The sequence below is a fragment of the Metabacillus niabensis genome (assembly GCF_020524345.1).
Lineage (GTDB): Bacteria > Bacillota > Bacilli > Bacillales > Bacillaceae > Metabacillus > Metabacillus niabensis_B.
The window spans coordinates 82,890-99,164 of the sequence record NZ_JAIVLH010000006.1 but is presented as its reverse complement, the minus strand read 5'-3'; the positions used below and the strand labels follow the sequence as shown (position 1 = coordinate 99,164).

15 protein-coding genes are annotated in these 16,275 nt (G+C 37.2%); 2 read left to right on the top strand and 13 right to left on the bottom strand.

Annotated features, from left to right (window positions below; all coding sequences use genetic code 11):
• Positions 1-51 precede the first annotated feature (51 nt).
• The 4 genes from LC095_RS09360 to LC095_RS09345 form a co-directional block, all read right to left on the bottom strand.
• Positions 52-672 carry a thymidine kinase gene (locus LC095_RS09360; protein WP_226527938.1) on the bottom strand — a complete coding sequence of 207 codons (621 nt, stop codon included), beginning with the start codon at positions 670-672 and terminating at the stop codon, positions 52-54.
• A 414-nt stretch (positions 673-1,086) separates the two neighbouring features.
• Complete coding sequence (gene rpmE, locus LC095_RS09355) at positions 1,087-1,293, bottom strand: 50S ribosomal protein L31 (protein WP_078432012.1); 207 nt, start codon at positions 1,291-1,293, stop codon at positions 1,087-1,089.
• Between the two features lie 434 nt (positions 1,294-1,727).
• Positions 1,728-2,999, bottom strand: coding sequence for a transcription termination factor Rho (gene rho / locus LC095_RS09350; RefSeq protein ID WP_026563086.1), 1,272 nt, complete (start codon positions 2,997-2,999; stop codon positions 1,728-1,730).
• 322 nt (positions 3,000-3,321) lie between these two features.
• On the bottom strand, positions 3,322-4,611 hold the full coding sequence (locus tag LC095_RS09345) for a UDP-N-acetylglucosamine 1-carboxyvinyltransferase (protein ID WP_026563085.1): 1,290 nt from the start codon (positions 4,609-4,611) through the stop codon (positions 3,322-3,324).
• 474 nt (positions 4,612-5,085) lie between these two features.
• Here LC095_RS09345 and LC095_RS09340 point away from each other — a divergent pair, with 474 nt between their 5' ends.
• Positions 5,086-5,229, top strand: coding sequence for a hypothetical protein (locus tag LC095_RS09340; protein ID WP_226527937.1), 144 nt, complete (start codon positions 5,086-5,088; stop codon positions 5,227-5,229).
• Positions 5,230-5,321: 92 nt separating this feature from the next.
• Here LC095_RS09340 and LC095_RS09335 read toward each other — a convergent pair whose 3' ends face one another.
• On the bottom strand, positions 5,322-6,179 hold the full coding sequence (locus LC095_RS09335) for a class II fructose-bisphosphate aldolase (RefSeq protein ID WP_226527936.1): 858 nt from the start codon (positions 6,177-6,179) through the stop codon (positions 5,322-5,324).
• Positions 6,180-6,433: 254 nt separating this feature from the next.
• Positions 6,434-6,808, bottom strand: a complete 375-nt coding sequence (locus LC095_RS09330; RefSeq protein ID WP_078432015.1) for a response regulator — start codon at positions 6,806-6,808, stop codon at positions 6,434-6,436.
• A gap of 305 nt (positions 6,809-7,113) precedes the next feature.
• On the opposite strand from LC095_RS09330, the gene LC095_RS09325 reads away from it, so the two are divergent.
• Positions 7,114-7,656 (top strand): DUF2529 domain-containing protein, encoded by a 543-nt coding sequence (locus LC095_RS09325; RefSeq protein WP_226527935.1) that lies wholly within the window; start codon positions 7,114-7,116, stop codon positions 7,654-7,656.
• A 71-nt stretch (positions 7,657-7,727) separates the two neighbouring features.
• On the opposite strand, the gene LC095_RS09320 is transcribed toward LC095_RS09325, so the two are convergent.
• The 7 genes from LC095_RS09320 to LC095_RS09290 form a co-directional block, all read right to left on the bottom strand.
• Positions 7,728-8,120, bottom strand: a complete 393-nt coding sequence (locus LC095_RS09320; protein WP_226527934.1) for a hypothetical protein — start codon at positions 8,118-8,120, stop codon at positions 7,728-7,730.
• Between the two features lie 427 nt (positions 8,121-8,547).
• Complete coding sequence (locus tag LC095_RS09315; protein ID WP_226527933.1) at positions 8,548-10,299, bottom strand: methyl-accepting chemotaxis protein; 1,752 nt, start codon at positions 10,297-10,299, stop codon at positions 8,548-8,550.
• 146 nt (positions 10,300-10,445) lie between these two features.
• The gene (locus tag LC095_RS09310) at positions 10,446-11,795 is read right to left on the bottom strand and encodes a GH1 family beta-glucosidase (RefSeq protein ID WP_226527932.1); all 1,350 of its coding nucleotides are present in this window, start codon (positions 11,793-11,795) and stop codon (positions 10,446-10,448) included.
• Positions 11,796-11,820: 25 nt separating this feature from the next.
• On the bottom strand, positions 11,821-12,834 hold the full coding sequence (locus tag LC095_RS09305) for a LacI family DNA-binding transcriptional regulator (protein WP_226527931.1): 1,014 nt from the start codon (positions 12,832-12,834) through the stop codon (positions 11,821-11,823).
• Between the two features lie 111 nt (positions 12,835-12,945).
• Positions 12,946-13,788 carry a carbohydrate ABC transporter permease gene (locus LC095_RS09300; RefSeq protein ID WP_226527930.1) on the bottom strand — a complete coding sequence of 281 codons (843 nt, stop codon included), beginning with the start codon at positions 13,786-13,788 and terminating at the stop codon, positions 12,946-12,948.
• Positions 13,788-14,726: a carbohydrate ABC transporter permease gene (locus tag LC095_RS09295; RefSeq protein ID WP_226527929.1), complete on the bottom strand. Its 939-nt coding sequence runs from the start codon at positions 14,724-14,726 to the stop codon at positions 13,788-13,790. Before LC095_RS09295 ends, LC095_RS09300 begins: the two co-directional genes overlap by 1 nt.
• A gap of 70 nt (positions 14,727-14,796) precedes the next feature.
• Positions 14,797-16,095, bottom strand: a complete 1,299-nt coding sequence (locus LC095_RS09290) for an ABC transporter substrate-binding protein (RefSeq protein WP_226527928.1) — start codon at positions 16,093-16,095, stop codon at positions 14,797-14,799.
• Between the last annotated feature and the right edge of the window lie 180 nt (positions 16,096-16,275).

Sequence of the window (16,275 nt, the reverse complement as noted above, 5' to 3'; positions counted from 1 at the left end):
TTTTTTGAAAAACAAAAAACCTATGCCTTCTCGTTTAAGGCATAGGTTTTGTCACGAATTAGCTGCGCTATTCTCTTTTTTAAAGGTTTTTACAGGTGCACCTGGCACTTCATGGTGATGTCTACATCTAGGCTCGTACGATTCAGATGCACCAACTAAAATAATAGGATCATCATATGATGCCGGTTGTCCATTAATTAATCTTTGTGTACGGCTTGCCGGTGATCCGCACACAGAGCATACAGCCTGAAGCTTTGTTACAAGCTCTGCAAGTGACATAAGCTTTGGAACAATACTAAATGGCTCACCTCGGAAATCCTGATCTAAACCTGCTGCAATAACACGGTATCCTTGATTCGCTAATAACGTTAACACATCAGCAATATTATCATCAAAAAACTGTACTTCATCAACAGCAATGACATCCGTCTTTTCCGTAATAAAGTCAAAAATCTCCTCAGATTTAGAGATCGGTTTACAAATGATCGCCGTTCCATTATGAGATACGACACTTTCTTCACTATACCGATTATCGATAACAGGCTTAAAAACTTTTACCTCCTGCTTGGCAAATGTTGCTCGTCTTACTCTTCGAATGAGCTCTTCAGATTTACCTGAAAACATGCTTCCGCAGATGATTTCAAGCCAACCACTTTGCTTCATAACATACATGAAACGGCCTCTCCCTTCCATTGAAAAGCGCAAGCGCCTTGATCAGACCCGACAGGCATAAAACGATTTGGAATAGAAGGCGTTCTTTGTCTTCAATTCCAAATTCACTTATGGACCTGAGGCAGTTACAAACGCGACGTCCTGTCGCTATAACTGCACTTGCACGTCCTGTGCTTCGGGTCTAGGTGCTGGAGCTAGACACCAGCACTAAGTACAAATTTTTATCCTTTGAATCAATTGACCAAATTCCTAGTATCAATATTTATCTATATGACATGCCTAAAGACAGACATGATTATTCCGCTTAAAAATCCTAACAATATATGTAGGATAACCAAATTCCCACCCAAAAAATGCAAAAGTAGGCGTGAAAAAACAGGCAAGAGCCAGTTGTCTTGCCTGTTGAGAAAATCCTTATTGTTGTTTAAGGCCGTATTTTTTGTTGAATTTATCTACACGTCCACCTGCATCTGCAAATTTTTGACGTCCAGTGTAGAATGGATGGCACTCAGAACAAACCTCAACTTTGATTTCGTTTAAAACAGAACCAGTTTCGAATTCGTTACCACAAGCGCATTTCACCATAACCTTATTAAAGTTTGGATGAATTCCTGTTTTCATTCTTTTCATCTCCTTCCGCCCTGAATCATTTCGAGACAGAGTTATATATCTAGGTAGGTCAACTCGTCCAATTGACGAACTAATATCCTAGAAAAGCACATGATGAAATTATAACAAGTGCCAGGTCTAAAATCAAGCTGAAGTTAAATATTACTAATAAGCTAAGTGTACATAGAGGAATAATCAGACAAGATTGTATGGAACTTTAATTGAAGAACTTTGGTCTTTTCTTAAACGCTGATTTTGTCCTTCATTGTCCTAATGAAAGACTTTCCTCGCTTTGCTACCTCTGATTTTGTCCTTCATTGTCCTGATGAAAGACTTTTCCCTCTTAGCTATCTTTCATTTTGTCCTTCAGAAAAACAACACTCTTATTTTCACTATCTAAATGCCCCTCATGAATGGATGAGGGGCAGAAAAACTTTATTCAACATTTACCGATTACGTAAACCTTTCATTTCCGCATCTAAGTTGCTAAAGAATTCTTCGTTTGATTTCGTTTGACGAAGCTTACGAAGGAACTTTTCAACGAAATCCGGTGAATCTGTCATGGACTTACGAATTGCCCACAGTTTTTCCAGATGATCTTTTGGAATAAGAAGCTCTTCTTTACGTGTTCCAGAACGGCGAATGTCAATGGCAGGGAAAATTCGTTTCTCTGCTAGTGAGCGGTCAAGATGCAGTTCCATGTTTCCTGTACCTTTAAACTCTTCGTAAATGACATCATCCATCCGTGAACCTGTATCAACTAATGCTGTTGCAAGAATGGTTAAGCTTCCACCTTCTTCAATATTACGCGCAGCACCAAAGAAGCGCTTAGGACGATGGAATGCAGCTGGATCAATACCACCTGATAGTGTACGACCACTTGGCGGAATAACAAGGTTATAGGCACGAGCTAAACGTGTGATGCTATCCATTAAGATGATAACATCTTTTTTATGTTCAACTAATCTCATGGCTCTTTCAAGGACAAGCTCTGCAACCTTAATGTGGTTCTCAGGAACTTCGTCGAATGTTGAGCTGACAACATCCCCGGCAACAGAACGTTCAATATCTGTTACTTCCTCAGGTCTTTCATCAATCAATAGGACGATGAGCTCTGCTTCTGGGTTGTTTGTCGTAATGCTGTTGGCAATTTCCTTTAATAGCATAGTTTTACCTGCTTTAGGAGGTGCCACAATAAGACCACGTTGTCCAAAGCCGACAGGGGCAATGAGGTCCATAATTCTTGTAGATAAATAGTTTGGTTTTGTCTCTAGAAAAATTTGTCTATCTGGATATAGAGGTGTTAGTGCTGGGAAGTGAACACGTTCCTTAGCTGTTTCTGGATCTTCCCCATTTACAGCTTCTACATGTAATAAACCGTAATAACGTTCGTTTTCTTTTGGAGGACGAACCTTACCTGAAACTTTATCACCATTCCGTAGATCGAAACGTCTAATTTGGGAAGCTGAAATATAGATATCCTCTGAGCTAGGTGAATAATTAATTGGTCTTAGGAAACCAAATCCTTCAGATTGGATAATTTCTAAGACACCTTCCATAAATAATAAATCCTCTTGCTCTGCATTTGCTTTTAAGATTGCAAAAATTAGTTCCTTTTTCGTTAGCTTGCTATAGTAGGAAACCTTGTATTGGCGGGCAAGCTCATATAATTCTTTCAGTTTCATATGTTCTAATGAAGAAATTGAAACCTGACTCATAAAAACACCACTCTTTTTCAATTTTCATAATTTTTTAACTTTCACCTATCAATGTTCAAACTCAATTCAAATTGAGAACTTGTCTAATAGTAAATACTATTTATTGCACTAATGAAGAGAAAAACTAGTTACGTTTTGGATAGAGAAGGAAATGAAGGTGAGCTTGAAGTAGTTTTTGTAGTATTCATTCAATGCAGCACTCTTTATTTTAACCCTATTTCAAAGATTTAATCAATGATTTTTGGAAAATATACATATCGTAAGAGGCAAAAATTGAAGAAACCATAAGAGAAATCAAGGATTATCCTTGATTTCTCTAAATTTATGAATTTTGCAGCTGTTCAATCTCTTTTTCCGTCATTTTTTCACGCCAGATGGTTGCGCCCAGTCCTGTTAGTTTTTCTTCTAGTTGACTATATCCGCGATCAATATGTTCTAAACCAGTGATCTCTGTGATTCCATCTGCCATTAAGCCTGCACATACTAACGCTGCACCGGCACGTAAGTCACTTGCCTTCACTTTTGCTCCTTGAAGCTTCGTTGGGCCGGATACGATAGCTGAGCGTCCTTCTACTTTTATGGTTGCTCCCATTCTTCTTAACTCATCGATATGTTTAAAGCGGGCAGAATAAATCGTATCTGTCACAACACTTGTTCCTGTTGCTTTTGTTAAAAACGATGTGAATGGTTGCTGAAGGTCCGTTGGAAAGCCCGGATAGACAAGTGTTTTGATATCAACAGCTTTTAATTCCTTTTGACCGCCAACAATGAGGATCTGGTCATTGCTTGTTTCGATATGCATACCCATTTCTCTAAGTTTGGCGATCAATGATTCGAGGTGCAATGGAATGACATTATCGATCATCACTTCTCTTCCCATCGCAGCACCGATAATCATATATGTTCCCGCTTCAATTCGATCCGGGATAATTGAATGACGACAACCGTGCAGCTTCTCGACACCATCAATGCGAATCACATCCGTACCCGCACCTTTTATTTTTGCTCCCATGCTTGAAAGCAGAGTAGCTACATCGATAATCTCAGGTTCCTTTGCCGCGTTCTCAATGATCGTTCTTCCCTTTGCCAAAACAGCAGCAAGCATGATATTAATTGTCGCTCCCACACTTACTACATCTAAATATATACGCGCGCCTTTAAGCTCATCTGCCCGTAGGTAGATAGCTCCTTGCTCATTTGTAATTTGTGCACCAAGTGCTTCAAACCCTTTAATATGTTGATCAATCGGACGGGGGCCTAAATGACAGCCGCCAGGAAGACCAATAACTGCCTTTTTGAATCGGCCAAGCATAGCTCCCATTAAATAATAGGAAGCTCTAAGCTTTTTCACTTTACCATTTGGTAAAGGCATTGAAATCATGGATGAAGGATCAACAATCATTTCATTGTTTTTCAGTTCTACCTTTCCGCCAATTTCTTCTAACAAGTCCCCTAAAATATTGACATCAGATATGTTTGGCAGTCCCTCAATTGTCACAGGAGATTCAGCGAGTATTGTCGCTGGAATGAGTGCCACTGCACTATTTTTTGCTCCACTAATTGAAACTGTACCGTTAAGTAAATCGCCGCCGGCAACTTTTAATTTTTCCATGTTAGTCTCCCTTCTAGGAAGTTGACTTTCCGGAAAGAACATCAAGGGCGAAGTTATTGCACACAGATAATACATGTGAAACCTTGTACTTAGCTTGAGTATCTAGCTCCAGCGCCTAGCCCCTCGAGCCAATTTAGAAATGAAGGCAAAGAACAACGCCTTCTTTTCTAAATCGTCTTATTTGCCTAGGGTGATCAAGGCGCTTCCGCTTTTCTCATTATGTATACGTTCACACGTCACGTCCATCATGTTTTCCGAATGAAACATTTTGTCAACATTAGTTCCGAATTTAGGATCAAGCTGTTTATTTATTTTATTGCCTTTAATTCATCTGTAAATACATAAGATTTATACTTATGTGTTAATTTCAGTAAAATGAATCATACCATCCTCCTATTATTAAACCATCTATTAGGCTGGACAACAATGTTTTAGGATAGATAATCTTTTAAAAAAAGAGTTAAATTATATGCTATGAGTTTTAGAAGATTCAAAAAGCCATTATTTGCGGATGTTATATATGAAGATTCAGCAGGACTAAAATTGAAAACGGACAAGCAAAGGCGAGTCCGTTCAACTATTATTCTATCAAGATTAGTCATCCAGGTAAAGGATTAGAAGGATTCAATGACAGATGTTAGCGCTTTCTTAATTTTCAGAATATAACCGCCTTTCTATTAAAGGCGGTTATATCATTGTTTCGTTCAGGATTAAGCTTTATTAGAAGAACCAAATTCACGCATTTTTCCGATAACAGTTTCTTTAATCGCGTCACGAGCTGGTCCTAAATATTTACGTGGATCATACTCATCTGGTTTAGCAGCTAACACTTCACGAACTGTTTTTGCAGAAGCAATTTGGTTCTCAGTGTTAACATTGATTTTAGCTGTTCCGAAAGAAATAGCTTTTTGGATATCTGTTGTTGGGATACCAGTACCACCGTGAAGTACTAATGGCATGTTTGTAAGACCAGCAATTTCTTCCATTTCTTTGTATCCTAAGTTAGGCTCACCTTTGTAAGGTCCGTGAACAGAACCAAGAGCTGGTGCTAGGCAATCAATACCAGTGCGTTTAACAAGTTCAGCACATTCTTGTGGATCAGCGTAGATTACGCCTTCTGCAACAACGTCATCTTCTTGTCCGCCAACAGTTCCAAGCTCAGCTTCAACTGATACACCTTTTGAATGAGCATATTCTACAACTTTAGAAGTTGTCGCAACATTCTCTTCAAATGGGTCATGTGAAGCATCAATCATAACAGATGTAAATCCAGCATCAATTGCTTCTTTACATTTGTCAAAGCTTGAACCATGATCAAGGTGAATCGCTACTGGTACAGTGATGTTGTAGTCTTCAAGAAGACCTTCCACCATTTTTACAACTGTTTTGAATCCACCGATGTAACGTCCAGCACCTTCTGATACACCAAGAATAACTGGTGAATTCTCTTCTTGAGCTGCTTGAAGAATTGCTTGAGTGAACTCAAGGTTGTTGATGTTAAATTGACCTACCGCATATCCTTCATCTTTTGCTTTGTTAAGCATTTCTGTCATTGAAACTAAAGGCATTTCGAAAATCCTCCTAATAGACCTTATTTTCTATACAGAAAAGTATATCATACCTAGCATGACCAAATAATTCCCTTATATGTAAACTTCGCATGATCACTTTTCACATCTTATAGCATACCAATATCTTCACAAAACGGCAACAATTCGACATATATTTGGGTAATATAATGTTACAGGGTTTGACAAAATCATACCCCTTTCACTTACAATAAACTCTTTACCTATTAGGGTTTCCCGAGTGTTTTCTCTTATTAGTTTGCTTTAAGTGGTAAATATTTCTTCACTGCATCTCGGATCTCATCGATATCAAACGGCTTGGCAAAATGCGTAAGAGCTCCCAGATCCTTTGCCTCCTGAATCATATCAAGCTCACCATAAGCTGTCATAATAATCACACGGATATCCTGATCTACAACCTTCATTCGTTTTAGAATTTCAATACCGTCCATTCCAGGTATTTTCATATCAAGCAACACTAAATCCGGAGAGTGATTTTCTACGATCTCCAGCGCTTGAAACCCATTAGCAGCTTGAAATGTTTGATACCCTTCTTTATGAAATACCTCATTTAATAAAATACGAATTCCATACTGATCATCAACGATTAATATTTTTTCTTTTAGCATCCTGCATACACCTCTTATAATTTTTATAGTCATTAGAAAAAAGGAAAACCTTCCGCCCATGTATCACTTCATCAATTATAACGAAGGGTCAATTACTCACCCACCTGCGCTAATCTACATAATTAATTCGTCTCAAACATTTATTTCCCTTCATGATTTCCTATTCTTTTATCGACAATTTCTGAACGTTTTGTTTTACTCATATTTAAGTTACCATAAAAAGCTATATTTCGATAACGCCTGACTTTCTTCTCTATTCTTTTATCGATATAATATACGATACAGGAGAAAGGAGATTGTCTCTTATGATGAAAATATTTACAACACAATTAACAGGACATTTCAACCGAATCTTAGATCAAGAGGAATTTTCTATAGAGGATAGTGCCAGGCTATTGGCACAGGCGCTAATGGGTGAAGGAACTTTATATATTTATGGACACAAGGAGTTACAAGCAATAGTGACAGAAGCACAGAACAGTAGTGAGCCCCTGCTTCGAACTGAGGCACTTATTGATGGAAATGGTAAATTGAAAGAACTGTCTCAGGCAGATCGAGTCCTCCTCTTTTCATACCATTCAACAGATTCTGATACCATTTCACTTGCAAAACAGTTAGCAGATATGGGAATTCCAACTGTCGGGGTATCTGCCATTGTTAAAGGAGAAGCGGCAGGCTTAGAGGCTGTAACAGATTTTCATATTGATACGAAATTACGTCAAGCTTTAATTCCTGGTGATGATGGTCAAAGATACGGCTATCCAGCACTAATGACAGCTTTATATGTGTATTATTCTCTAAAGTTTACTATCAATGAGATTTTAAGTGAATATACTGAGGAATATTAAGTTATTTCCTTTTAAACCAAGAATAACCCTGTTCAAATTGCTGGACAGGGTTACCCTATTGTCTTCTGTATTTACTTGGATGATAAGTGTTTTACATAAATAGCTTGGGAAGTATTGATCGTTTTGCAGCCTTCTAAATCTTCTTCATGCAGCAATCCTAGTTGGATGGCTGCTCTTATTTTCTCTTCATCCGGCTTTTTTTCAATAAGATCGAGTAAATGTAACTCTTCAAGTTTTTTAACGGTCTGCTGTTGTTTAAATTTCACTGTATTTCTTATTTGTCTTTGCAGCTTGTATTCCCTCAGGACCATTTCTCCTTTAACGTTTTCCCCCACTGACAAATCAAAATATTCATTAAAGGCTCTCTTCAATTCATCAATTTCTGATTCTACTTCTTTTTTCTTATATTGAAGTTCAAGAAAATGAGCAAGCATCTCTCTTGTGATGACCGTGTCAATCGCCAACCATATCCCCTCATTTCACAGATGATAATTCATCATATTGTGAAATGAGGGGATATATTCACAAATGAACAAATGCTCCCACTTTATTCTTTCCCGCAAATAGGAGTGAGATCTATTTTTTCCAGATCATCAAAAGCCCAAGCACCTGATCAGCCTCGGTCAAATAAGACGTAATAGAAGACTTCCCTTGTCTCCAATTCATTTGTGGCTAGGCGCTGACAGTCGAGAACGGCCAATCTGTGCTTCAAAATAAATCCCCCTTGTTTGATGTGGGATTTCCACGGAAATCGGTTTCTTAAATAAAAAAATTCAGAAACCTTTTTTTCACACAGTTAAAACACCCTTTGTAAAGGCTAACAAAAAATTCAGTATACTATAGACCTTTTTAATAGAAAGCAATATAGTTTAAGTATTCTAACAATTCATTCTAAACTCTAAATTTCTTTACCAGCTCCTGAAGTGCTAATGCCTTTTGACTTAATTCTTCTGATGACAAAGTAACTTTCGTCATAATCGCATTTTGTTCTTCAACTGATGCCGCCACTTCTTCTGTATTTCCTGCTGAAAAAACAGATATGTTTGCGATTTCCTCGATTAAACTCACCATACTTTGCGTGCTAGCATTTACTTGCTCCACAATAGCTGATACTTCCTGTGATTGTGATGCAACATCAGCTACCATTTCAACAATATTCTCAAAGGAATTCCCCGTTTTATTGACCATTATAATTCCTTCATTAACAGCATTGATTCCATCTGTCATTGACTTTAGTGCATTTTCAACTTCTGTTTGCATTTCAAAGATTACTTTTTTAATTTCCTCAGCCGCTTGACCTGATTGCTCCGCAAGCTTTCTGACTTCATCGGCTACAACTGCAAATCCTTTACCATGCTCGCCAGCTCTTGCTGCTTCAATAGCTGCATTTAGAGCTAGTAAATTGGTTTGATCAGCCACATTTGTTATTAAAGAAAGGATCTTGCCGATTTGGCTTGATTTGTTGCCTAATGAATTCATGACAGAAGAGGTGTGTTGGACTTTATGTTGCACTTCATTCATTTGAATAACTGTTTGCGAAACAATTCCTTGACCAGTTGTTGCTTTCTCGTTTGTTGCTAATGTTAGGTCTGAAACAGATTGTATCGAACGTGCCGCTTGTGTCATTCCTTTTGAAATCTCTTGTATCACATTATTTGCTTCTGAGGCACGTGATACTTGGTTTTCTGCACCGCCTGCAACCTCTTTAATCGCAGTTGAGATAGAATCATTTCCTGTTTGTGTTTGCTCTGCACTGACTGCGAGATCTTCTGACGTTGTTGCCACCTGCTCAGAATTTTTCATCACTTCTACGATCAATTGCTTTAAGTTGTCTGTCATAGTGTTAAAATCCGTTGCTAGTTTACCAATCTCATCCCTATTTTTAATAGAAATTGGCTCTATCATTAAGTTCCCTTGAGCTACCTGCTTCACACTCATTGACATCGCTGACAATGGTCGAGATATGCTTCTTGATAGAAGGAGCCCCATAATGATTGAGATGACTAAAGCAACCACAATTAAAATAGCTATAGTGGATAATACATTTGTTGTTACATGATGTCTCTCTTCCGCAGCTTTCTTTGCCTTTGCTTGATTAAACTCGACTAGCTTTTGTAGATAGCCTTCAACCGTTTCAATCTGTTGTCGCGATTGTTTAATCATTTCACTAGCTTCATCGTCTTGATTGGCTCTTGATAGTACAAGAACTTCCTCGTGAACAAGAAGGTATTTATCCCATTCTGCTTGAAATTCGTTATAAATGGTTTCCTCTTCTTTAGTTGAGATCGTTTTCTCAAACTGTTCAAACAACTCGTCTAACCTATTAAAAATCGTATTAAAGCGGCCATCAAATTGTTTCAATTCTCCGAGTGTTTCGGCACTAGCATAAAACAGTTGAAATGCAGTAACCTGTTCAACGAGATACCTCATTTCCCCTAGCCTCTCAACTGATGGAAGCCACACATCCTCAACTTCAATTGATTTCTTATTCATCGTATTTAATCCATTAAGAGTCGAAACGCTAAGAACGGCAATTAAAATAAAAATGATAGCAAATACAGTGAAAATCTTCCTTCCAACAGGTAGCTTTAAGGGTAATTTAACAGCATTTTGATGATTGCTAGTATTTCTAAGCTTCTTCATATATTTATGTAAGGGCTTTCTCAATATAGATCCCCCATCCCACAGCCATATTATACTGGCTTTTTATCTTATCTATTTTTTCTTTTATTATGATGATAAAAATCCCCTTTCGGAATCGAAACCGGTTTCCGAAAGGGGTGAATTTCTTAATAAAACATATCAAACCAACCATTTTTAATTGTTTGCTTGTACCAATAGTAGCTATCTTTCTTTGTTCTTTCTAATGTATTGAAATCAACATGAATAATTCCAAAGCGCTTATCATAGCCTTCTGCCCATTCAAAGTTATCAAGCAACGACCAAGTTAAATAACCTTTAATATTTACACCACTATCCATTGCTCGTTTTAATGATGTTAAATGTTGTTTCAAGTAGTCAATACGTCTTTGGTCCTTTACTCGGCCATTTTCTACTCCATCATTGTAACATGCACCGTTTTCAGTGATGTAAATCGGCACTGAACCGTATTGCTCGTTTAATTTAGTTAACACTTTATAGAAGCCTTCAGGGTAGATATTCCAATCAAAGTCTGTTTTTTCATAGCCGATATCAACTTTTTCAGCGTCTAGTAAACCATCATTTTCTTTGTATCTAGTTACACTTCCTGTATAGTAGTTGATTCCAACAAAATCGATTTTTTGGTTTATTATGTCCATATCGCCTTCTTGAATTGGAACTGTTACATCTATTTTCTCAAACCATTCCACCATAAATTGTGGATAGCTACCTTTGAATACAGGATCAAAGAACCATTCAATGAACCAACCATTCGCTCTATTACAAGCATCAATATCTTCTTGTTTATTGCTAAATGGTTCATTCCATTCAGTGTTGGGTGCATAACCAATTTCACCTTCATAATTTCCATCTCTAAAACGGGTTACTGCTTGACCATGTGCAAGAAGCAAGTGATGAGATATAGTTGTTGCAAGTTGTAAATTTTTATATCCCGGTGCATGAATACCTATAAAGTTTGATAAAAAGGAAACACACCAAGGTTCATTAATTGTTATCCATTTTTTTATCTTTCCATTAAACTCTTTGAACATTAACTCTGAATAATTAGCAAATGCTTCAACTACTTCTCGATTTTCCCAACCGCCCCTGTCTTGAAGAGCTTGTGGTAGATCCCAATGATATAGTGTACACATAGGCTCAATTCCATTAGCTAATAACTCATCAACAAAATCATGGTAATATTGAAGTCCCTTTTGGTTCACTTCACCTGATCCTGTGGGAAAAATACGTGGCCACGAAACAGAAAAACGATACGTATCAATTCCAAGTTCTTTCATTAATGCAATATCTTCCTTGTAACGATGGTAGCTATCACAAGCTACGTCTCCGTTATCACCATTTAATACTTTTCCAGGGGTGTTAGCAAAGGTATCCCAAATTGAAAGGCCTCTCCCATCCTTTGTAGATGCACCTTCGATTTGATAAGCTGCTGTTGCTGCTCCCCATTTCATATCTTCTGGAAATTCTATGATTGCCATTTGAGTTACCTCCACTAAATCATTTCTATATTTGTCCACAAGATTCTCTAACAATTAGTTCGGAATCGATAAATAGAGGTTTAAGTTGTGATTTTCCGTTTATTAAATCATCTAGCATATACGCAGCCAACTTCCCTAGTCGGTCTTTATCCTGTCTTACGGTTGTTAATTTTGGACAGCTATAACGGCAAGCATCAATGTCATCACACCCAATTACCGAGATATCTTGTGGAACATTTAAACCTTTTTCCTTAATTGCGTCTATAGCACCAAGTGCCATTAAATCAGAAGCTGCATAGATCGCACGAGGATATGGCTTTGTTTCTAAAATCTTCTTCATCGCATTATATCCACTTTCTTCGTGGAAATCTCCGTATTGCACCCAATTCGGATTAATCTCAAGTCCAAGCTGCTGCATCGTTTCTCTATATCCTTTTTCACGAAAAGATGTAATAGCAGCTCCTATATTTCCACCGATAAACCCAATATCACGCATTCCTTGTAAATAAAAATGTTGTATCACTTTTCTTGATAAATTCACATTGTCACTCATAACAAAGCTTGCTTTTGGGCCATTCAACTGAATATCGATTCCCATACAAGGAATCTCCTCTCTTACTAACTCATAAATGGCATCTTCTACTTCTTCACCAGAGATAATAATGCATCCATCAACGTGAAAGTGTCTACATCTAGCGATATAACTACCATTATCTTTGAAAAATTGTTCATTAGAAAACATAATGATATCGTAGCCTAATTGGCCAATTGTTTTTTTAAATGAGGTCACAACCTCATTAAAGTATGGATGGGTAAAGTCAACATTCACTTTTCCCGCATAGATTAACCCAATTAAATTGGATTTTTTTGTAGCTAATACTTTAGCGGAAAAGGTAGGTTGGTAACCTGTTTCCTTTATTATGTCCATTACCTTCTTCTTCGTCTTTTCACTAATTCCACCATAATTATTTATAATCTTTGATACGGTACCAGGTGAAACTCCAGCCTTTTGTGCAATATCTTTAATCGTTAAGTTCATAATTTGTCCCTCTATTGCCTTCTAAGATTCAAATGGTTTTACCTAAGTTAAGATTACTATTATTTACTGCATAATTCAATTTCATAAAAGGCAAATATATAGCAGGAACCCTTACTTAACAGCGCCGTCTGTAATGCTTGAAATAAACAGTTTATTAAATAGTAAGAATATAACTATTAAAGGTACTGTTGCCCAAAAGACTCCAGATAGGATCATCCCAAAGTCAACTTTAAACGTATTACTTAATGTTGCTAAAGCAACCTGAATTGTGTACATTTCTGGATCTCTCAGAATCGTGAATTGCCACAGGAATTCTCCCCACACAGCTGTAAATACAATAATTCCCAATGTTGCGAAGGCAGGTAGTATAATTGGCAAGACAATGCTTCGATAAATCCTAAAGTTTGAACACCCATCAAGCTTTGCCGCTTCTAATAATTCATCAGGTACAGAACCGTTGACATACTGTCTCATCAAGAAAATCCCAAGTGGATTCAAGAAGAACAATATCGCCACCCCTTGAAGTGTATCTAACAATCCCGCTTTGGAAATCATATAAAATTGTGGAATTAAACCTAACTGAGGCGGAATAACCATTGTTAATAAAATTCCTAAAAAGAAGATATTTTTTCCCGGAAACCTAAACTTTGCAAATGCAAACCCTGCAAGAGAACTAATTAGGAGTACTACGAGTGTTACTGAAGTACATAGAATAATTGTATTTAACATCGCCTTAAAGAAGTCAATTTGCCCAAGTACCTTCTGAAAGTTTTCAACTAGCAAATTCCCAGGTGTTATAGTAGGTGGAATCGAGTTGTAGGCAGCACTTGGTCGTGTAGCCATAACAAACATCCAATAAAATGGGAATAATGAGAGTAACGATGCTAATGACAGAAACAAATAGATAGCGATTCTTCCTAAAGAAAACTTTTTTGTTCCAGCTACATTACCCATCAGTTTTCTCCTTTCTTTCTACCAAAACCAGATGTTGCAAGTGTATTAATGGCAGAGCAGATAATAATAATAAATAACAAGATAACAGCTGTAGCAGATGCTGTTCCAAAAGATTGTAATCTAAATGCATCACGGTATAAGTACATAACAACTGTCATCGCTTCGTCACGAGTGAAAGCCCCTGTACCTAAGAAAATCGTTGGTTCAGCAAAAAGCTGTAGTGCACCAACAGTTGAGAAGAACACAGTTAATACAATAAATGGTTTCAACATCGGCATTGTAATATAGATAAGCTGCTGGAATTTACTAGCTCCATCTATCGTTGCCGCTTCATATAAATCATTTGAAATAGATTGTAATCCTGCTAAATATATGATTGTGTTGTATCCAATCCATCTCCAGAAAACCATTATTGAGATTGCAATCTTCGTACCCCACTCAGAAGTAGCCCAGTTTACAGGATCAAATCCAAATACTCCTAATATATAGTTAGCCAGTGAAGATTCATGATTACTAAATAACACACTAAAGATAAGTGCTACTGCAACCATTGACGTAATATACGGCATGAAGATTGTGACTCGAAAGAAATTCTTAAAACGTAGAAAGGTTAAATTTAATAAGAAAGCAATGATTATTCCCACAATTAGTTGTGGTGCTGTACCCATTAATCCAATAATGACGGTGTTGTACAGAGATTTCCAAAATAGAGGGTCTTCTAAGACAACAAAAAAGTTCCTTAAACCGACAAATTCCATTGACCCTAATCCATTCCACTTTTGAAAAGCTAAAAAGATACTAAATAGTGACGGATATAAACCAATTACAGCAAAGATAAGAAAGAAAGGAGCAATATATAAGTAACCCGAAATCATATCCTTCTTTTCTTCTGATAAAAATCTTTTATTTTTGAGAGTACTCTCGTTTGAAGAAGCCATTTTCACTCCCCGTTTCTTTGTAAGAATTAGATATGGCCTTTAAGAACCATATCTAATTCTATATTCATTATTATCGAGCAATTAAATCTTTTGCATCTTTGACAGCAGCTTTCCATTCTTTTTCTGGATCTCCACCGTTTTGTACGTTACTTAATGCATCAAGTACACGTTGGTGAATTGGGAAGAACTTTTCACCTCTGTATGCAACACCGTTAATATCTTTTGCAGCTTTTGCAAATACTTCAGCAGTTACTTGACCACCAAAGAATTGATCTTCATTTGCAGTGAATTCTTCCATATCATACACAGAAGGCGCAGATGGGAATAATCCATGTGATTGTGATGACTTTAATTGATTTTCAGGTGATACTAACCATTCGATGAAATCATATGCCTCTTGTGCATTCTCAGTTTCAGATGGAATGGAGATGAAAGATCCACCCCAGTTAGCAGCAAATTCCGTTGGTAATGTTGCAACTCTAAACTTACCCGTAGCGTCTGGAGCATTTTCTTCAAGGTATCCTTTTAACCAACCTGCTCCTAATTCAGCTGCGAAATCTCCAGTGTTAACTGCACTAGCCCATTCAGGAGACCACATAGTATATTTACCAACAATACCAGCTTCGTGTAATTCTACTGCATAATCATATGCTTTTTTAACTGTGCTACCTTCTTTATCAAGAATCAATTCTCCATCTGGATTTAAGTATGTTTCAGTAGCAGGGTCCATAAGGGCTCTGTATGCCATTTCAATACTATCTACGAAAGGTTTACCCGTTTTTTCAGTCAATTTAATACCAGCTTCTTTGAATGCTTCTGGACTAGAAATTAATGCTTCAACTTCAGCAGGATCAGTTGGTAGTCCTGCTTCTTCAAATAAATCTGTACGGTAGTATAATGCTTTGGGACCAATATCTGTTGGGAGACCAATTAGAAAGTCACCATCAACATTTTCAGCCGTGTCCCATTTCCATTCTAGGTATTGATCTTGTACATCTTTTGCACCAAGATCATATAAGTTATTGAAACGATCTTGTGCTGCTTTGAATCGATCTAGTTGGTCAACCTCCAGCATAGCGATATCCGGTGCACCGCTACCTGCTGATAGAGCTGTGAATAATGCATCATGATGTTCTGCTGTTTCAGAAGACTTGAACTTAATTGTTACGTTAGGATTTAGTTCTTCATATTCTTTCACTAAATCTTCGTATCCTGTAGCTCCAAATGCCCAGAAATTAAGTTCTACTTTCTCATTTCCACTTCCACCTTCTGAAGAAGATTTTTCTTTATCCCCACCGCTACATGCAGCTAGTGAAAATGCCAAAACTAAAGACAAACCAGTTGCTAACCACTTTTTCTTGCTTTTCATTCAATTTCCCCCTTAAACCCTGTTTTATAACTATCTCCACAACGAAACCGTTTTCGTTATTATCGAAAATAAAAAGCGGTTTTATTCGTGGAAACCGTTTTCAGTTATGATTATATAATCATAGAATAGGAAAATCAACCCTTTTTATCTGAAAATTTGACAATTTTTATAAACCGGTTT